The organism is Bosea sp. BIWAKO-01 (genome assembly GCF_001748145.1).
In the GTDB taxonomy this organism is placed as follows: Bacteria; Pseudomonadota; Alphaproteobacteria; order Rhizobiales; family Beijerinckiaceae; genus Allobosea.
This window is the reverse complement of the sequence record NZ_BCQA01000001.1, coordinates 555,327-573,794: the sequence shown is the minus strand read 5'-3', so window position 1 is coordinate 573,794 and position 18,468 is coordinate 555,327. Positions and strand designations below refer to the sequence as shown.

General features: G+C 63.4%; 20 protein-coding genes. 13 read left to right on the top strand and 7 right to left on the bottom strand.

What is annotated here, in order from left to right:
- Positions 1–599: 599 nt before the first annotated feature.
- The gene (locus BIWAKO_RS35210) at positions 600–1,169 is read left to right on the top strand and encodes a hypothetical protein (protein WP_141739959.1); all 570 of its coding nucleotides are present in this window, start codon (positions 600–602) and stop codon (positions 1,167–1,169) included.
- Between the two features lie 101 nt (positions 1,170–1,270).
- On the opposite strand, the gene BIWAKO_RS02655 is transcribed toward BIWAKO_RS35210, so the two are convergent.
- Positions 1,271–1,525 (bottom strand): hypothetical protein, encoded by a 255-nt coding sequence (locus BIWAKO_RS02655; RefSeq protein ID WP_069877224.1) that lies wholly within the window; start codon positions 1,523–1,525, stop codon positions 1,271–1,273.
- Between the two features lie 204 nt (positions 1,526–1,729).
- Here BIWAKO_RS02655 and BIWAKO_RS02650 point away from each other — a divergent pair, with 204 nt between their 5' ends.
- Positions 1,730–1,918, top strand: a complete 189-nt coding sequence (locus tag BIWAKO_RS02650) for a hypothetical protein (RefSeq protein ID WP_069877223.1) — start codon at positions 1,730–1,732, stop codon at positions 1,916–1,918.
- 503 nt (positions 1,919–2,421) lie between these two features.
- A complete protein-coding gene (locus tag BIWAKO_RS35205; RefSeq protein WP_141739958.1) occupies positions 2,422–3,189 on the top strand; it encodes a hypothetical protein in 768 nt (255 codons plus the stop codon).
- Positions 3,190–3,268: 79 nt separating this feature from the next.
- Here the strand turns inward: BIWAKO_RS35205 and BIWAKO_RS02640 are convergent, their stop codons facing one another.
- Positions 3,269–4,384, bottom strand: a complete 1,116-nt coding sequence (locus tag BIWAKO_RS02640; protein ID WP_069877221.1) for a site-specific integrase — start codon at positions 4,382–4,384, stop codon at positions 3,269–3,271.
- A 95-nt stretch (positions 4,385–4,479) separates the two neighbouring features.
- On the opposite strand from BIWAKO_RS02640, the gene dusA reads away from it, so the two are divergent.
- The 6 genes from dusA (at position 4,480) to BIWAKO_RS02610 (ending at position 8,979) form a co-directional block, all read left to right on the top strand.
- Positions 4,480–5,508: a tRNA dihydrouridine(20/20a) synthase DusA gene (dusA, locus tag BIWAKO_RS02635; RefSeq protein ID WP_074471650.1), complete on the top strand. Its 1,029-nt coding sequence runs from the start codon at positions 4,480–4,482 to the stop codon at positions 5,506–5,508.
- A 9-nt stretch (positions 5,509–5,517) separates the two neighbouring features.
- A complete protein-coding gene (locus BIWAKO_RS02630; protein WP_069877220.1) occupies positions 5,518–5,979 on the top strand; it encodes a PaaI family thioesterase in 462 nt (153 codons plus the stop codon).
- Positions 5,980–6,011: 32 nt separating this feature from the next.
- A complete protein-coding gene (locus BIWAKO_RS02625; RefSeq protein WP_069882103.1) occupies positions 6,012–6,395 on the top strand; it encodes a cupin domain-containing protein in 384 nt (127 codons plus the stop codon).
- Positions 6,396–6,502: 107 nt separating this feature from the next.
- Positions 6,503–6,889 (top strand): ArsR/SmtB family transcription factor, encoded by a 387-nt coding sequence (locus BIWAKO_RS02620; protein ID WP_069877219.1) that lies wholly within the window; start codon positions 6,503–6,505, stop codon positions 6,887–6,889.
- Positions 6,890–6,910: 21 nt separating this feature from the next.
- Positions 6,911–7,351, top strand: coding sequence for an SRPBCC family protein (locus BIWAKO_RS02615; protein ID WP_069877218.1), 441 nt, complete (start codon positions 6,911–6,913; stop codon positions 7,349–7,351).
- Positions 7,352–7,413: 62 nt separating this feature from the next.
- Entirely contained in the window at positions 7,414–8,979 is a 1,566-nt protein-coding gene (locus BIWAKO_RS02610; protein ID WP_069877217.1) for an MFS transporter, read from the top strand.
- 249 nt (positions 8,980–9,228) lie between these two features.
- Here the strand turns inward: BIWAKO_RS02610 and BIWAKO_RS02605 are convergent, their stop codons facing one another.
- A complete protein-coding gene (locus BIWAKO_RS02605) occupies positions 9,229–10,455 on the bottom strand; it encodes an SMP-30/gluconolactonase/LRE family protein (RefSeq protein WP_176733252.1) in 1,227 nt (408 codons plus the stop codon).
- Between the two features lie 312 nt (positions 10,456–10,767).
- On the opposite strand from BIWAKO_RS02605, the gene BIWAKO_RS02600 reads away from it, so the two are divergent.
- Both BIWAKO_RS02600 and BIWAKO_RS02595 read left to right on the top strand, forming a co-directional pair.
- Positions 10,768–11,601: a sulfite exporter TauE/SafE family protein gene (locus BIWAKO_RS02600; RefSeq protein ID WP_069877216.1), complete on the top strand. Its 834-nt coding sequence runs from the start codon at positions 10,768–10,770 to the stop codon at positions 11,599–11,601.
- A 36-nt stretch (positions 11,602–11,637) separates the two neighbouring features.
- Positions 11,638–12,114: a GNAT family N-acetyltransferase gene (locus BIWAKO_RS02595; protein WP_069877215.1), complete on the top strand. Its 477-nt coding sequence runs from the start codon at positions 11,638–11,640 to the stop codon at positions 12,112–12,114.
- A gap of 47 nt (positions 12,115–12,161) precedes the next feature.
- Here the strand turns inward: BIWAKO_RS02595 and BIWAKO_RS02590 are convergent, their stop codons facing one another.
- Positions 12,162–12,356, bottom strand: a complete 195-nt coding sequence (locus BIWAKO_RS02590) for a DUF1289 domain-containing protein (RefSeq protein ID WP_069877214.1) — start codon at positions 12,354–12,356, stop codon at positions 12,162–12,164.
- A complete protein-coding gene (locus BIWAKO_RS02585; RefSeq protein WP_069877213.1) occupies positions 12,353–13,207 on the bottom strand; it encodes an adenosylcobinamide-GDP ribazoletransferase in 855 nt (284 codons plus the stop codon). Before BIWAKO_RS02585 ends, BIWAKO_RS02590 begins: the two co-directional genes overlap by 4 nt.
- Positions 13,208–13,318: 111 nt before the next feature.
- Here BIWAKO_RS02585 and cobT point away from each other — a divergent pair, with 111 nt between their 5' ends.
- Positions 13,319–14,338 carry a nicotinate-nucleotide--dimethylbenzimidazole phosphoribosyltransferase gene (gene cobT / locus BIWAKO_RS02580; protein WP_069877212.1) on the top strand — a complete coding sequence of 340 codons (1,020 nt, stop codon included), beginning with the start codon at positions 13,319–13,321 and terminating at the stop codon, positions 14,336–14,338.
- 103 nt (positions 14,339–14,441) lie between these two features.
- On the opposite strand, the gene BIWAKO_RS02575 is transcribed toward cobT, so the two are convergent.
- Together BIWAKO_RS02575 and BIWAKO_RS02570 are read right to left on the bottom strand one after the other, a co-directional pair.
- Positions 14,442–15,770, bottom strand: coding sequence for an MFS transporter (locus BIWAKO_RS02575; protein WP_069877211.1), 1,329 nt, complete (start codon positions 15,768–15,770; stop codon positions 14,442–14,444).
- A 527-nt stretch (positions 15,771–16,297) separates the two neighbouring features.
- Positions 16,298–17,815, bottom strand: coding sequence for a sensor histidine kinase (locus tag BIWAKO_RS02570; protein WP_069877210.1), 1,518 nt, complete (start codon positions 17,813–17,815; stop codon positions 16,298–16,300).
- A gap of 85 nt (positions 17,816–17,900) precedes the next feature.
- Between BIWAKO_RS02570 and BIWAKO_RS02565 the strand changes: the two genes are divergently transcribed.
- Entirely contained in the window at positions 17,901–18,452 is a 552-nt protein-coding gene (locus BIWAKO_RS02565) for a thermonuclease family protein (protein ID WP_069877209.1), read from the top strand.
- Positions 18,453–18,468 lie beyond the last annotated feature (16 nt).

Here is an 18,468-nt window from a genome sequence, read left to right as displayed (position 1 = left end):
AATGTCTGTATGCCGGTCCAGCACCCGGTTGCGGGCATTGAGCGCTGCGGCAGGGCGGATCGCACGACGCGGGCGGGGGACATTCATGCGGGCCTCCTCTGCCGGCTGAATGTTCTTTTTATGTTCTCGTTCTGGAGAGAGTCAACGTCTACCCGGAGCGCCCCGCCCACCCCATCTATCAGGCGGCGTTCAGGGCCGGGTGAACTTGATTCATGACGCCAACCTGGCGGCGTCAGCGCTCGAACCTTTCCGCGCCACAACCAAGCAATCGCGGTGGCCAATTAGATTCTTGCACCCATACTGAGTCCAGCCGTTGCCGTCGGCGTCAGCAAGTGACCGCTCGAAGTCGTCCTTAAGGTTAAGTTGAAAGGTGCGCTCTTCAATCTGATACCAGACCTCTGGAGCGTGCTTCCCACAGCATTCACAGGTGCTGACGTCGATGGGGCATTTGGTGACCCGACAGAGACGCGCGACCAGATCGTCCCCATCGTCCCGGTCGTTGCGTGCCAGCTTCAGAGGAACCGTGATGGGCTACTGCACCTCAAGAAGGCAATTGACGACTTGCTCTTGGCCACTGCCGAGCCTCACGGTCAGGCGCAGTGAAATGGTACACTCCTTCTGATGAAGGACATCACGCCGCCAACGGCCTCGTTCAAATTGATGCAGCACAAATGAAAATTGAAGCTGGCCATACATTTCACTATCTGTATTTGGCGGTTCATCGCGCACACAAAGAAGCGCCTGAAATCTGGACAATTCAGGAGTGCACCCGGATAATGACTTCTATCATGGCGGCCAAGCCATTTTCCTGGCGAGTGGTTGGGATAACTGAAGCCGCTTTGAAAAAGTTCTCTGAGTCCAATTTCCGTTACAAGAGCGGAGCTGGAATTACTAGAGCGCACTTGAAACCTAGAATAGATACGGTGCGTATGCTGTTGGCCCCGAGCGAGCCACTAAGTGAAGATGGTTTTTTGAATATTTGGCAGCAAAACGACAGGACTGTCTTGTGCGCTTCGGGTGAAAACAAGACCTCCATTCCGAAATTTATTTCATTCGAGAACGCCGATGGCGAACTATTTTCATGTCATCGCGTGCTAGCAGGCTGGCGTCATCGCCGACGCGAGCAAGATCATCTGAGAAGCCTTTTCGAACGTGGGCCGCGCGGTTAGTACGAATATGGCGGCGGCGCGCCGCAGATAAAAAGGCCGGGCTGGATCAAGGGGTGAGCTACCCGGTGAAACCGGGGCCGATGTCGCGAATTGTTAGGCCTTTAGCGTCGCGGGCCTGTCGCGGTCCCGGTCGTTCTGCCGCTGGAATCGCGATAGGTCGTCGCCCCTTGGCTGTCCGTGCTGGCGCGGCCGGTGACGCGGCCTTGCGCATCGTAGAACGTCGTCGAGCCGCTGCTGTCGGTCGAGGACCGGCCGGTGATCCGACCTGAGTTGTCACGGAACGTGCGTGACTGCGCCGAGGCCTCGCTCGCCAGAACGGCGAGCACCAGCGCGGCGAGGACGGACGTCTTGGTCATTGGGCCTCCCCTTGCTCGGCGCGATGCCCGCATAGCTAGCTCGCTGCCCGAAGGGGGGCAGGACGTTCCGCTCCCGTGGCAGGAACCAGCAAATGCTTGGCGTGATCTCGCATGTTCCATTTGGGCTAGGTCGATTAAGCCCACAACGCTGCCCCTAGGATCAAACAATGTGTTGAGCATGGACCGATGCGTTCGAGCCGCCCAATGACCGATAACGCGTCCAAGCAGAAGCTCGATAACCAGATTGCGGTCCTCCGAAGGAATATCGCCGATCTGATGGACCGAGCAACCGCGACCTCTGGATCCGCCGCGGAAGAAGCCATCGCGAACAGGATCAACGATCAACAGGACCTGCTCAACCACCTGCTGAAAGAGCGCGAGGCGAAGGAATAAGGCATTTCCCAAGCGGAGGAAATATTGTTTTCAGCGTTCCTCGCGGTTCCGCGTTCGTACGCAGCTGTTCCGGGGCGCACAGAAAACGGGTGGCAAGCAATATCAAGTGCTTGGGTAGATCGATGCTGATGCGGCGTTAGCGCCAATCTCCAATCCACCAACCCCATAGTGGCATTGCAAAGAAAACAGCCACGGCAAACAGCAGGCGATGGGGAGGATTCTGACGTGGTCTCTCTCTGGCGGTGGACGCGCGGCCGCACCGAAGAACGCCCGCTTGGGTCCTTTTACTCGGCTGCTTCCCTACCGCGCTGCGGCTCTGCATGGATCGACTGGCGCCTGCGCGTCGCGACCGTCCAATGACGTTCGACGTTCCCAGGATTAAGATGGTTGCGATCTGCCCAAGACCAGTTCGCCGATCTGGCACGCGAGCAGGGGCGCGACACAAGACCTGCCGTAAAGCGGTTCAAGTCTGGCGAGCAGTACCAATGAAAGGACATTTCGGAATGAAAACCGTAGTTGTCGCAGTTGGATGCGCGTTTGCAATAGGAAGTCTTGCCGCGATAGGTCCGTCTATCGGTCAAGAAATCTCAAATTCTGTCCCAAAGATATCGTGTTCTTCTGCCGGAGTGATCGACACTTTGAAGACCATGATCTTTAAACTCAGCGGTAAAGATCCTTCTATATCGAATACTGGTCCATTGGGGATTAGAGGAAATCAGATAATTTGTTCTGGAGAAATCAACGGGATCGTTTTGAACTATGTGATCCTTCCTCTAGATAGTGGAAAGTTCAGAGTTTCTAGTGAACAGGGAATTCGAACAGCCTTTGGTTATTATACGCCCAGTGAAGTAGGTCCAGTAGATTTTCTTGATGAAAAGAAGAAGATTGAGGATAAGAAAATTGAGGATCAGAGGATCTATCAAGAAAGACTGGAAAAGGCACAACGTGTCTTGAGGGGATCGGAAGAAGCTAGAGCTTGTGCTAGCGGACGTGCCTATAGCACCGGTCCTGGCACGCCGAAGGAAGGAGAAACATTCGACGAATGTGTCGAGAGATTTCAGAAAATCGAAGAACAAGCTTTAGAGAGGACGAAAGCCTATGATCTGAAATGGGCAACCTGTGTAGCTGAGGCTAAGAGAATGGGAGTTCCGGACTCAAGGCTGCAGCCTAACACAGGCTTCTCAGAATATTCAGATCTTATAGATTGTGCAAGTGGTTATAGAAATGGGATATTCGAGGGGTCTTCACCGAAAAGATATGTTCCTCGATAAGGGAATATCTTATCTCCGGAACGTTTTGAACTTGCGATCCCCGCGCCCCGAAACTTGGCTTTTGGGTATCCCTTGGGCATCAAGTTTTTGCCAGTGCCGCGTGCGTGGGTTTGCTGATTTCTGGCGCGAGCCGATCGAGCCATACCCAGCCCGCATATTTGTCGCCGGTCTGGCGCAGATGGGCATAGCGTTTCATCGAGCTCCAGTTCCGATGGCCGGAGACCGATGCCGCCTGCGGAATGGTCCGGCCCATCTCGAGCAGGCGCGAAACGCCCTCGTGCCGCAGGTCGTGGAAGTGGAGATCAACGATGTTGAGGATGGCGCAGGCGCGCGTCATGTTGGCGCTGACTGTCCGGTGATTGTACGGGAAAATCTCGGCTTGGTTTCGAGGTTGAGCCAGCGCAATCCGAAGAGCCTCTTCATGCAGTTCGCACCACACGTCATTTCCGTCCTTCGCTTCCGGGTCCTTCATGTCGCGGACGAGCACGCGTCGTCCGGCGACATCGAGATCCGTCCAGAGGATCTTGGTGATTTCCTCCTCGCGCCGGCTCGAATAGAGCGCGAAGGCGACGATTGCCGCCATGGGCATCATGCGCGGCCGCTTGCGCCGGCCGGCTTCAAAATGCTTCAGCAGGCGATCGAGCTCGTCGAGCGTTGGCCTCCGATCGCGAGCCTTCGATTTGCCGGTCACGCCGAGCCGTTTCGTCACCTTGAAGGCATCCGCCATGGCCTTCTCGTCGAGCGGGTAGCCCCATGCGGGCTGGGCAATCGCGAAGACGGCGCGCAGGTGAGACAGGTAATTCGCCACAGTCGCCGGCGCGCGTTCAGCTCCAAGGCGCCCGGCATAAGCGACAAGATCCTGGCTGGTGATGTCGGCGCAGGCGATATCGGCAATGTCGTCGGCCTTGATCGCGCGCAGAACCTGCGTCTTCGTCCGCCCGATCTTCTTCTTGCTCTCGGCAAGGTAGCTATCGATCGCGTCTCCGAGCGTCGCAAGCCGCTTGCCATGCTGCGCCAATGCGAGCGCGCCCGGCTTGGATAATTCGGCTTCTCGCTTCTTGACCCACGCCGCGGCGGCTGGCCGACGGTCGAAGGTCTTGGACTCTCGATGGCTGCGGCCCTCGCGTTGAACGGCGATTTGCGCCATATAGGCGACCGTTCCGTCCCGTCTCGGTCGATCGATGATCGTGCCCATTTACAACATTGCCGCCGCATCTGTGACATTTGTTGTAAGTGCTATCGAAAACGGCCGATATTGGCAAGGAACAGGACACGAACGAGAGCGGCCAGTTGACAGAGAATGCCCTAAATCAGGCGAAAAGCGCACCGGGTAGCGCCTGGCGCCTTTCCGTCGCGCCGATGATGGATTGGACGGACCGGCATTGCCGCGTCATCCATCGCCTGATGTCGCGTCGGGCTCGGCTCTATACCGAGATGGTGACGGCGCAGGCGGTGATCCGCGGCGACCGGCAGCGCCTGATCGGCTTCGACGCAATGGAGCAGCCGGTTGCCCTGCAGCTTGGCGGCAATGATCCGGCCCTGCTGGCGGAGGCAGCGAAGATCGGCGCCGATTTCGGCTATGACGAGATCAATCTAAACTGCGGCTGTCCCTCTGACCGCGTGCAGGGCGGGGCCTTTGGCGCCTGCCTGATGCGAGAGCCCGCGCTGGTCGGTGACTGCGTCGCGGCGATGAAGGCGGCGGTCTCCGTCGCCGTCACCGTCAAATGCCGCATCGGCGTCGATGATCAGGATCCGGAAGCGGCGCTCGATGCCCTGACCGCCAGCGTGCGCGCCGCCGGCGTCGATGCGCTCGTCGTGCATGCTCGAAAGGCCTGGCTGCAGGGATTGTCGCCGAAGGAAAACCGCGAGATCCCTCCGCTCGACTATGATCGCGCCTATCGTCTGAAGGCGGCCAATCCGGACCTGATCGTGGCGATCAATGGCGGCATCCGTGCCCCTGCGGAATGGCCGGCCCATCTCGCGCATCTCGACGGCGTGATGATCGGCCGCGAGGCCTATCAAAATCCCGAAATCCTGCTGCAGGTCGATCCGCTGCTCTTTGGCGAGGCGGCTCCGGTCGACGATGCCTTCGCCATGCTGGAAGCGCTCGAACCGCATATCGCGGCGCATCTGGAGACGGGCGGCCGGCTGCATGCCTTCACCCGTCATCTCGTCGGGCTGTTCCCGGGGCGCCGGGGTGCGCGCCAGTTCCGCCGTCATCTCGCCGAGCATTGCGTCGGAAGCGAAGCGGGGCTGGCGGATTTGCGTGCGGCCGTTGCCCATGTCTCGCGCTACGAAGAGGCGGCCGCCGCTGCATAGGAGCCTGCCATGACCGTGCCCGACCAGTCGCTTTCAGATGCGGATGTGGTCAGGCGCATCGAGGCGAGCTTCGGCAAACAGGCCTTCATGTCGACACTTGGCGCCCGGCTCAGCCGGGTCGCGCCCGGCGAGGTCGAGATCGAGCTGCCGGTCTCGGCCCATCTCACCCAACAGCATGGCTTCGTCCATGCCGGAGCGGTTGCCACCATCGCCGATTCCGCCGCAGGCTATGCGGCGCTGACGATGATGCCGCCGGGCGCCGGCATTCTCACCGCCGAGTTCAAGATCAACCTCCTTGCGCCTGCTGCCGGCGAACGGCTGGTGGCGAAGGGCAGGGTGGTCAAGGCCGGCCGCACCCTGACGCTCGCGACCGCCGAGGTCTTCGCGCTGAAGGACGGCGCAGCCAGGCTCTGTGCCATGATGACGGCGACCTGCATGACCATTGCCGGTCGCGACGGCGTGTCCGACTGATGCAGGCTCCGACGGGGGAAGAAAGCAGCGCCATGGATGTCCTCGACCACGCCACCCAGCCGCAGGAACATTGGCGCGACGGGGTGAGGACGCTGATGCGCGTTTCGGCGACGGTCCAGAGCCGGCAGCTTTGCATCTTCGAGCAGTACTGCGACCCGGGACTAGGGGCGCCGATGCATCTTCATGCCGTCGAGGAGGTGCTCGAAGTGATCGCGGGGACGGCCGAGATCACCCTGCGCGACGAAACCCGGACCGTGACGGCCAATCAGTCGGTGCTGATCCCGGCAGGCGCCCGCCATGGCTTCAGGAATGTCGGCGCCGAGATCCTGCATGTCCGCGCCACCCTGGCCGCATCCATCTTTGAAGCGTCCTATGACGATCGCAACGAACTGTCCCGGCGCTATGTGCCGGATTGAGTGCGATGGCGTGACGCTGGATCAGGCGCAGGCTTCGTAGCAGCGCCCCCTTACCCTTGGTTGCGTGCGCTTGACGCAGCCCCGCATGCGTGTCTAAACTTAACTCAATGGTTAAGTATCAAGAGCCGTCGCTCGACCGCACCTTTGCCGCTTTGGCCGACCCGACGCGGCGGGCTCTTCTGGCGCGGCTCGAAGAGGTGGATTCCGTCTCGGTCAGCGACCTGGCGCGACCCTTTCCGGTCACGCTGCCGGCCATCATGAAACATCTCGACGTGCTGTCGGATGCCGGGCTGATCACGCGGGAAAAGACAGGCCGCACGGTATCGTGCCGCCTGAACGCCGCACCGATGGAGGAAGCTATGGGGTGGCTGCGCCGCTACGAGCGCTTCTGGCGCGAGAAGCTCGATGCGCTCGAAGCTTATTTCAACCGCCCGCGCAAGGATCGGGAACCTGATCGCGGTGCTCCACCACGCAAGACCAGCGACAAGACCTGATCGATCGACCGGAGGATAGTGATGGACAAGAAGGTCGAGACCGCGCCCAGCCTGACGATGAAGCGGCGGCTCAATGCGACGCCGGCCGAAGTCTACCGCGCCTGGACGCAACCGGACCTGCTCGCGCGCTGGTTTGGGCCGGAGAATGTCCGGGCCGAAAAGGCGGAGATCGATGCGCGCGTCGGCGGCCATTATCGTATCTCGATGCGCGGCAGTGATGGTGAATTGCATCAGGTGTCCGGCGAATATCACGAGGTCGTCGAAAATGAGCGCCTCGTCTTCAGCTGGGCCTGGATCTCGACGCCGGAGCGCGTCTCACGCGTGACGGTGACCCTCAAGCCGGACGGGGATGTCACCATCCTGACGCTGCTTCACGAGCAGTTCTACGACGAGGCCGCGGCCGGCCGCCATGTGCATGGCTGGACGGGCTCGCTGGTCAAGCTGGAGCAGCTCTTCTCCTGACAGAGTCGGGCGGACTCGAGGGACATCATCGCCAAGGGGCGGCAACGCCTCCGGAGCCTTCAATGACGATGCACGATCAAGCCCCTCAGGCCGGTCGGCGCGAATGGATTGGCCTTGCCGTCATCGCGCTGCCCTGCCTGCTCTATTCGATGGATCTGACGGTCCTGAATCTCGCTGTGCCGCAGCTCAGCGCAGAGCTCAGGCCCAGTGCCTCGCAACTGCTCTGGATCGTCGATATCTACGGCTTCATGATCGCGGGCTGCCTGATCACCATGGGCACGCTGGGAGACCGAATCGGCCGGCGCCGGCTTCTGCTGATCGGTGCGGCCGCGTTCGGCTTCGCATCGATCCTGGCCGCCTTTGCCAATAGCGCCGGCACGCTGATCGCGGCGCGCGCCATATTGGGGGTGGCGGGAGCTACGCTCGCCCCGTCCACGCTCTCGCTGATCCGCAACATGTTCCTCGATCCGCGCCAGCGGACCGCGGCCATCGGCATCTGGATCGCCAGCTTCTCGGCGGGCGGCGCGATCGGCCCGCTGGTCGGCGGCATCATGCTCGAGCATTTCTGGTGGGGCTCGGTTTTCCTGATCAATGTGCCGGTGATGGTGTTGCTGCTCCTGCTCGGCCCCGTGCTGCTGCCGGAATTCCGTGACCCGAATGCCGGCAGGCTCGATCTTGCAAGCGCCGCCATGTCGCTCGTTTCCGTACTGGCCGTGATCTACGGGTTGAAGCGGATTGCCGAGGATGGCCTGGGCTGGCTGCCCATCACAGCGATCCTGGCCGGGATGGCGCTTGCCGGCCTCTTCCTGCGCCGGCAGGCGCACCTCGCCGAGCCATTGGTCGATCTGACGCTGTTCCGCTCCAGGGCCTTCAGCGCTTCGCTGACGGTCAACATCCTCGGCTTCTTCATCGCGTTCAGCAGCTTCCTCTTCACCGGCCAGTATCTGCAGCTGGTGCTGGGAATGAAGCCGCTGGAGGCCGGGCTCTGGTCGCTGCCCTCTGCGCTTGGCTTCATCCTGGGATCGATGTTCGCGCCCCGTATCGTCGGCAGTGCAAGCCCTGCGCATGTCATGGCGGGCGGCTTTACGTTGACCGCGTTGGGCTTTGCGACGCTGGCCGGGATCAGCCATGTCGAAGGCCCCATGATCATCGTCATCGGGACGGTTCTGCTTTCGCTGGGCCTCGCACCGATCGTCACGCTGACGACCGATCTCGTGGTCGGCAGCGTTCCGCCCGAGCGCGCGGGCACGGCGTCGGGCCTGTCCGAAACGAGCGCGGAATTCGGCGGCGCTCTCGGCATCGCCATCCTCGGAAGCGTCATGACCGCGCTGTATCGCTATCAGATGGACCTCGCGATGCCGTCGGGCGTGTCGCCGGAGGCGGCCGCTGCTGCGCGCGATACGCTCGGTGGTGCATTGACCATTGCAAAGGAGGTCGCGGGGACAGCGGGGGCAGACCTGCTTGCGACGGCGCGTGCGGCCTTCACACGCTCCTTCGCCATCACGGCCGGGCTCTGTTCGGCGATTGCGATCCTTGCCGGCCTCTTTGCGGTCGTGATGCTGCGCGGCGTTGGTGGCGGGCCCGATCAGCATGAAGAGGCCGGCGTGCCGGCTCCGGCTGGGCATTAGAGCGTGCTGAAAGAGGGGCACGGTTTTTCGCGCTAAGCATGCGCTAAACGATGAGAGACGATCACGTTTTCTGCATTTTGAACGATGTCGTCCAAACGCAGCGCGATCTAGTCGCAGCTGACGGTTCAAGCATCGGCCCGAAAAGTGGATTGCGGTTTTTCGGGAAGGCCTATGCAAAGATAAAAAGGCTGGATCATCGGTCCGCACAGGAGATTCGGGGCAGATGATCCAGCGCGAAGCGGTGAGGGGTCAGCCCGGCCCGGCGCCCTGCGTGTTGACATAGACCGCGTAGATCGACTGGCTCGCCGCCATGAACAGGCGGTTTCGCTTCGGCCCGCCAAAGCAGATATTGCCGCAGACCTCCGGCAGGCGGATGCGTCCGATCAGCTTTCCCGCCGGGTTGAACACCTGCACGCCGCTATAGCCGACGGCGCGGCCGGCATTGCTTGACACCCAGAGATTGCCGTCGACATCGCTGCGCACCCCGTCTGGGCCGCATTTCACGCCGTCGAGCATGCAGTCGGAGAACAGCTTCTGATTGCCGAGCTTGTTGTCGGCACCGACATCGAAGACATGCAGGTCGCCCTTGCCGCCGGGGCCGGTATCGCCCGGCCCTTTTCCAGTCGAGACAACGTAGAGCTTCTTGAAATCGGGCGAGAAGCAGAGCCCGTTCGGGTCCGGCACCTGTTCCTCTGTGACGACGCGGTCGATGCGTCCGGACGGGTCGATGCGATAGCAGTTCGTCGGCAGTTCGCGTTTGGCCGTGCCGATGCCGGCGAGCTGGCCGAGCCGCGGATTGAGCCGCCCGCTCGGGTTGCTTGGACCTCCGGCGGCGTCCGGCGCGCCCTCGTAGAGTTGGCCGCCATAGGGCGGATCGGTGAACCAGTAGCTGCCGTCGGGATGGGCAACGATGTCATTGGGCGAATTCAGCTTCTTGCCCTCGAAACTGTCGGCGAGCACGGTCGCAGACCCGTCGAGCTCGTAGCGCACGACACGGCGGTTCAGGTGCTCGCAGGAGAGCTGGCGGCCCTGGAAGTCGAAGCTGTTGCCGTTGCTGTTGCCTGACGGTGTGCGGAAGATGCTGACCCGCCCGTCATCCTCCAGCCAGCGCAATTGCCGATTGTTGGGGATGTCGCTCCAGACCAGATAGCGCCCCTGCGCATTCCAGGCCGGTCCTTCGGCCCAGAGCGCGCCGGTCCAGAGCCGCTGGATCGCGCTGTTGGGCTGGGCATAATTGTTGAACACCGGGTCGATCGCGAGAATGTCGGGATCGGTGAAATAGGTTGTCGGGGCGCCGTTGCGGCTGAAATCCCGGGGAGGGCTGGTAATCGTGCTGGGCGGTCCGATCGGGCCGGGCGGGGCCTGCGCGAGGGCGGGATTCGTCGCCATGGCGAGCGCGCCGGTTCCCATCGCAGCGATGAGATGTCTCCGTGAGAGCTCCGGGCGTTGCTGCGAGTCGGTCAGTTGATCTGTCATCTTTAACCTCCCTTAGTGGCTTTTGATGAGACATCCCCCCGCTCCTGTGGCCTTCGTCTCCGTGCGAATATTGTCCTTTCCTGTCAGGCTCGACTTAAGGCCGCACTCAGCTCTGCAACGCTGCAGCAACCGGCCGAGCCTCTGCCGTTTGTGAGCGGGATTGCAGCAACGGCATGGACAGGCAGTCCCCCGCGCGCCCCGGTCCATACAATCACCGAAACGGCCGGAGACATAGCGGCCTTGCCGCGCAAGCCTTGCCCCGGCGCGCAAAATCGCCCAGAGGTGGCCGCCCGCCGCCAACGGAACGTTTCTATGATTGCTGGAATCCCCTTGGGCGATCTCGCCTTTCTTGCCGTGTCGCTGGTTCTGGCCGGTGCGGTCACCGGTGTTCTCGCCGGGCTTTTCGGTGTCGGCGGCGGCGCGGTCATCGTGCCGATCCTCTACGAGGTCTTCCGTGTCATCGGCGTGCCGGAGGAGGTGCGCATGCCGCTTTGCGTCGGCACCTCGCTGGCGATCATCATCCCGACCTCGATCCGCTCCTTCAATGCCCACCGGGCCAAGGGCCTGGTCGATCTCGACATTCTCAAGGTCTGGGCGGTCCCGGTCGTGCTCGGCGTCATGGGCGGCAGCTATATCGCGCGCTATGCGCCGCCCGACCTGTTCAAGATCATCTTCGTGCTGGTCGCCGTGGTGAGCGCGATCCGCCTGCTCTTCGCCTCGGACCGCTGGAAACTCGGCGATGATATGCCGGGCAAGGGGCTGATGACGGTCTATGGTGGCATCATCGGCGTGCTCTCGGCGCTGATGGGCATTGGCGGCGGTCAGCTCTCCAGCCTGTTCATGACCTTCTATGGCCGGCCGATCCATCAGGCGGTGGCGACCTCCTCGGGCCTCGGCGTGCTGATCTCGATCCCCGGCGCGTTGGGCTATATCTATGCCGGCTGGCCGAAGATGGACGTTCTGCCGCCGCTTTCGCTCGGCTACGTCTCCTTCATCGGCTTCCTGCTCTTCATCCCGACCAGCATCTGGACGGCACCGATCGGTGCGCGGCTGGCGCACCGGCTCTCCAAGCGCAAGCTGGAGGTCGTCTTCGGCGTCTTCCTGCTCTTCGTCGCGAGCCGCTTCATCTGGTCGCTGCTGTTCTGATCGATCCGGCGAGCTGCATGCGGGGCGAGGACGCGCATGGTCACGACCCGACTGGCGACACCGGCTGATCATCCCGGGCTGATGGCCGTGCTCGTGGAGATGCAGCGCCACTACGCGGTGCCGTGTCCGACGCCCGAGGCCATTCTGGCAGGGCTTCGCGATCGCCCCGCCGGCACCGAGATCCTGCTGGCGGTGGAGCACGGCACCATCACCGGCTTTGCCGCCGTCGCTGCGATCTATCCCGGGCCAGGCCTCCAGCCTGGCTTCTTCCTCAAGGAGATTTACGTCGCCGCTTCCGCGCGCGGCAGCGGTTCGGGGAAGGCGCTGATGCGGGGGCTGGCGCGGCTGACCCTCGAACGCGGCTTCCAGCGCATCGACTGGACGGCGGCGCGCGACGATCTTGGTCTCAGAGGTTTCTATGAGGCGCTCGGGGCCGCGCCGCATCCCGAGAAGATCTTCTATCGGCTGACCGGCGATGCCTTGCAGCGCCTGGGGAGCGAACCCGAGGCTTAAGGCATCTACCCGAACGGTGGATTGCAGTTTTCGGGAAAGCCGGTGGTCTAGCCCGTCGGCCGGCTCGACCGGTCCGGCGCCATCTTGCGGCGAGGCAGTTCGGCCATGACGGCCAGCCGCTCAGCCTCGCTCAGCCGCGACCAGTCGGCGATCTCCTGAAGCGTTCGCAGGCAACCTTCGCAGAGCCCCGATGCGGGGTCGATCACGCAGATCAGCACGCAGGGGCTGGAGGCGCCGCTCATTGCCAGGCAGAGCCGAGCGCGAAGGCGAAGCCGCAGGTGAGCGCGATCTCGGCGAGTTGCTGGGCCGCACCCAGAATATCGCCGGTCTGGCCGCCGATCAGGCGGCGGGCGAGGCGGGCGAGCCCCGCCAGGACGAGCACGGATAGCGCCAGCCCCAGCGCAAGGCCCGGAGCCGGCAGCCCGGCGGCCAGTGTCCCTGCGACGGCGAACGCGACCGCAAGCGCCAGCGCCGTCCAGGCCGTTGCGGCGGTGGGCTGGCCAACCGCAGCCGAGGCGCCGGAGCTCCGGGCAGGGGGCTCGGTGGCGAGCAGATAGAGCGCTGTGGCGCGCGACCAAGGCGCCGCGATCAGCAGCGCGGCGGCTGCAGCCAGAGGTCCGAGCGCCTGGAGAATGGCTGCGAGTGCCGTCACCCGCAGCAGCAGGGAGAGCCCGAGCGCCATCGCCCCGAAGGTGCCGACGCGGCTGTCTTTCATGATCTCCAGCCGCCGTTCCGGCGTATGTCCTCCAAACAGCCCGTCGGCCGTGTCGGCGAGGCCGTCCTCGTGGAAAGCACCCGTCGTCAGTGCCGCGACCGTGACGGCAAGCGCCGCTGCCAGCGGCGGGCTGATGCCGGCCGCGCCAGCAGCCAGGAGGACAAGCGTTGCGGGCAAGGCGATGACCAGCGCAGCCAGCGGCACGGCGCGCGGCACCAGCCTGAAATCCGGCAGGCCATGCGCTGATTCCTCGCCGGGCAGGCGCGGCACCGGGAGACGCGAATAGAAGCGGATGCAGATCGCTGTCGCGATCAGCCAGCCCGGCCAATGCGGCCGGCCGGCCGGGAACTCCGAGATGTCGGGAGGGGCGTCGGCCATGCGGTCTCGGTATCCTCGATTGTCTTCCGCCGTCCAAGCCTATAGCAGCAGCGGCAACCCGGCGGCCACGCCGCATCCCGCCCGATTCCATCTTTCGCGAGACATCCAGCGATGCCCGCTTCCGGCCTTCCCTTCGACGATATCCGTAGCCTCATAGCCAACATGCCGGGCCCCGATATGGGTGCGGCCAATGCCGTGCGGGCCCGGGACAAGGATCTCACCAAGCCGGCCGGCAGCCTCGGCCGCATGGAGGAGATCGCTGAATGGCTCGCAGCCTGGCAAGGCAAGGCGCCCCCGCGCGTCGACCGGCCGCTTGTTTGCGTCTTCGCCGGGAATCACGGGGTCGTGGCGCAGGGCGTCTCGGCCTATCCGCAGGCGGTGACGCGCCAGATGCTGGAGAATTTTGCCGCCGGCGGCGCTGCGATCAACCAGATCTGCGCAGCCTTCGATCTCGGCTTCAAGGTCTTTGACCTCGCCCTCGACCTGCCGACCGGCGATTTCACGCAAGGTGACGCGCTCGACGAGAAGGCCTGCGTCGCGACCATGGCGTTCGGCATGGAGGCGCTCGCCGGCGGGGCCGATCTGCTCTGCCTCGGCGAGATGGGCATCGGCAACACCACGTCGGCGGCTGCGATCTATGCGGCGCTCTATGGCGGGGGCGCTGCGATGTGGTGCGGGCGGGGCACTGGCGTCGATGATGACGGCCTCAAGCGCAAGATCGCCGCTGTCGAGGCGGGCCTCGCCTTCCACGCCGCGCATCTGGGCGACCCGCTGGAAGTGCTGCGCCGCCTTGGCGGGCGCGAGATCGCGGCCATTTGCGGCGCGATCATCGCTGCCCGGCTGCAGCGCATTCCGGTCATTCTCGACGGCTATGTCGTCACCGCCGCCGCCGCGGTCCTGCACGCCATCGAGCCGTCCTCGATCGACCATTGCCTTGCCGGCCATCTCTCTGCCGAGGGCGCCCATCGCGAAGCGCTGCTCCGGCTCGGCAAGCAGCCGCTGCTGGCGCTCGAGATGCGGCTGGGCGAGGGCACGGGGGCGGCGCTTGCGGCAAGCCTCGTCAAGGCCGCCGCCGCCATCCATTCCGGCATGGCGACCTTCGATCAGGCCCAGGTCTCGAAGAAGGACTGAAGCTGCGGGAGCCTGACGGCTCTGTTGCTCCAAATGCTCGTTTCGAACTCAAGCCCCGAGCGCACGGTGCGAAGCCCCGGCAGCCCCGCCGATGGCAATCTCGTCAGGTTGCAGCCTTCGTCTCGAAGGGTTCCCAAATGCTGATCTGGCGCGTTTCCGGCATCAGGAAGAGGCAGAGCACGAAGCACACCGCCGGAACGGCGATCGGGTAGATCAGCGCGTAGCCGATGCTCCCGGTCGCCGCGAAAGCCGCTGACGTGATGAATGGCACCAATCCGCCACCCCAGCCATTTCCGATGTGATAGGGGACCGATACCGACGTGTACCGGATCCTGCCGGGGAAATATTCGGCGAGGAAGGCCCCGACCGGCCCGTACACCATCCCGACATAGCAAACGAGGATGAAGATGATGAAGATCGCAGTCGGAAAGTGGACATTGCCAGGTTGCGTGACCGTTCCCAGCCACAGATACAGCGGATAGTAGGTGATCGCGGCAAGCAGCATGCCGCCGAGGATCACTGGCTTGCGGCCGATGATGTCGGATAGCCAGCCGAAGAAGATCAGGCTCGGGGTTGCGAGGAGCAGCGCTGCTCCCACGATGTAGGACGAGGTCAGCGAGTCCAGCTTGGAAACCTGCTGCAGGAAGTACAACGCCCAGAACTGGCCGCTGTACCAGACCACTCCCTGTCCGATCAGGACGAGGGTGGCGATCCCGACATATTTGATGTTGGAGCTGAGAAAGGCTTCCTTCCAGGGGTTCCTGGTCATCTGTCCCCTGGCCTTGATCGCCTCGAATATCGGTGTCTCCTGGAGCTGGAGCCGGATGTAGATTGCGACGGCGACCAGAAGGAAGGATATCAAGAATGGAACGCGCCACGCCCATGCGTTGAATGTCGCCTCGCCGAAATAGGTGCGGGTCGCGATGATCACGATGAGCGATACCACGATCCCCAGCGTCGGGGAGGTTTGCAGCCAGCCGGTATAGTAGCCGCGGCGCTCGTCCGGAACATGCTCGGCGACATAGGTGATGGCGCCGCCATATTCGCCACCCAGGCACAGGCCCTGGATGATCCGCAAACCGAAGAGAATGAATGCGGCAGTCAGGCCGATTGAGTCGTAGGTCGGGATCAACCCGATCGCCCCGGTGCCCAGCCCCATTCCACTGAGCGTAACGAGGAAGGTGTATTTGCGGCCGACCCGATCGCCCATCCATCCGAAGAGGAATGCTCCCAGCGGACGGATCAGGAATCCGGCAGTAAACAGCGCAATTGTGCTGAGTAATGCCGCGACCGGATGACTCTTCTCGAAGAATTTGACCGACAGAATGGCAGCCAGGCTGCCAAATATATAGAAGTCATACCATTCGATGACGTTCCCTACCGATGCAGCGACGATCACGCGGCGGAAATCACTCGGGACCTGGATGGGCATGACGCCCTCCCTTTACTTCAAGACACTTTCTCCGGTGTTCCACGCTTGATGGCTCGCACTGCGAATCCACGCGACAGCTGTGGGGTGCCGTCCGCTGAGCTTGCCGTATGAAGCTCTGTACCACTTGAGGGGAGCTCCAACGGCCATAGCCGCCGCGAGCCGTCACTCCCTCCTACCCGCCGTGAAACAAGGGCGTAACCGCCATTTTAATCCTTAGTAGGCGGTTGCGGTATCGATTTTCCATTTGAAGCCGGGTGGGCGAGTGATGACTGCCGGAATTGCCGGGAGCGTCAAGGTGATCGCTTCGGATGCCGTCACGGTTGGCGCGGCAGGCCCTCAGAGACGCTGCACCACCTGCTTCGGCCAGCGTACCGGATCGCGCGCCATGGCAGCGCTCATTCTCTCTCCCTTCGCGAGCGGGGAGGCTGTTCCGGCGAACCGCATGATGGAAGCGGGCAGTCTCAGCGGCCTCCCTCCATTCGATCGCAACTCCGCTCTGGCGAGCGCATCCCGTGCGTACAGCGCGCCTAGGCTGCCGATCGTGCCGGCTCGGGCAGCGCCGCGAGCGTGTCCATCACGCGCTCTGGTGGCAGGGTGATCGTCACTTCCGTGCCGGCGCGCGGCCTGGACTTCAGATGGAAGCCGCCATTATGGAGATCGAGCAGGCCCTTCACGATCGGCAGCCCCAGGCCGGAGCCCTGTTCGGCGGTCTTGATGGCGAGCGAACCGCGCCCGAAGGTCTGCAGCACGATCGGGATTTCATCCTCGGGAATGCCCGGCCCGGTGTCCGTGACCGAGACATACTGTCCGCCATTCGCCGTCCAGCCGACCTTGATGGTGATGTCGCCGCCCTGTGGCGTGAACTTGATCGCGTTGGACAGGATGTTGAGTACCGCCTGCCGGATCGCGCGCTCGTCCGCCCAGACCTTGGGCAGATCCGGCTCGGCCGCCTCGCGGATCGTTTGCCCCTTGGCCTTGGCGCGCAGCTTCAGCATGTGCCGGCATTCGTCGACCACGCCCGCCAGGCTGAGGGCCTCCTCGTTCAGCGCGTATTTGCCGGCCTCGATCCGCGAGAGATCGAGAATCTCGTTGATCAGGTTGAGCAGATGCTGGCCGGAGCCGTGGATGTCGCCCGAATATTCCTTGTAGGCCGGGTTGGCGTGAACGCCGAAGATCTCGTTCTTCATCACCTCGGAGAAGCCGAGGATGGCGTTGAGCGGCGTCCGCAGCTCATGGCTCATCGTGGCGAGGAAGCGGGATTTGGCGAGGTTGGCCTCTTCGGCCTTGCGGCGCGCCTCGTCGGAATTCGCGGTCGCAGTCTCGAGCTCGGCGATCAGTGCGTCCTTCTCGGCGCGGAACTCGATGGTTGCGACCGAACTCGAATAGAGCCGGTGGGCGAGGAAGATGAAGAAGAGCTGGGCCGCTGCCGCCATCAGCGCCATGGTGACGCTGTCGATGTCGGAGCGGCCCCAGAAGAACAGCGTGATGCCGATCGTAACCGGCCCCAGTCCGGAATAGACCGCGAGCGGGATCGTCGCCGCCAGCATCACGGTCAGCGCGCTGACGACGAGCAGTGTCGTCATGACGAAGACCTTGGCGCCCGGCCCGTCGACCTGCGCGAACAGGACGAGGATCAGCGTCCAGGACAGGCCATGAAAGGCTTCCGCCGCCGGTAGCAGGCGGCGCCAGCGCCGAATATTCACCTCGCCGGCCGGCTGCGCCAGGAAGCGGCGGCAAAGCAGGACCATGACGGCCGAGGCGAGGATGACGATGCCGAGCCAGGTGGTGACCTGGTAAGCCGGGACCCAGAGGCAAGCGGCGGTCGCGATGCACAACGCCAGGACCAGCGCGCCGACCGAGCCGTGCATGCGATACTGGGCGAAGACCCGCAGCAATTCGTAGTCGAAGGCGCGTTCGAGGCCGGTCGTCGAGGTCAGCCGCTCGCGCACGGACTTGACCTCGCGCGTGACGAGCTTGCGCCGCGCCAACGCCGTGGGGTCGGGACCGCGCCCTCGCTGGATCTGTTCGGCCGTCACTTCCGCCATAATCGGAACGCATGTACCTCTTCCGGCGGCAGATCCTGCACGCCCGGCTCGCCATTATGGTCTCGAAATCGTTAAGCTCTTACTGATGGCGCGCTTCGGATTCGGACGATCTCGATATGGACCTTTCGGCTGGCGCCGCGTCAGCCGTCCGGTCGATCTGGTCGTCGCGCTCGGGCTGCTCGGCCTGCTGGCGATCGCCGGCGCGGTCCTGCAATACAAGCTTGGCCCCGCCCGCATGCTTGCCGGAGCCGCCCAGGCGATCGATGGCGATTCGCTGCGGCTGAATGGCGAGGAGCTCAGGCTCGAAGGCATCGATGCCCCGGAATTCCGCCAGAGCTGTCGCGACAGCGCGGGCAGGGACGTCGATTGCGGCCGGGCCGCCCGCCGTGCCCTGCTGGCTCTGATCGGGCGCGGTCTCGTCACCTGCGACATCGGCCGGGTCGATCGCTACGGCCGCGGTCTCGCACGCTGCAGGCAGGGCGAGACCGATATCAACGCCGCGATGGTGCGGCAGGGCCATGCCGTCGCCTATGGTGATTATCGCAGCGAGGAAGACGAGGCGCGATCTGCCGGGCGCGGCATCTGGGCTCTGCAGTTCGAGCGGCCGGAGGCGTGGCGCAAGGCTCACCCGCGCTAGAGCATCGGACCGAGAA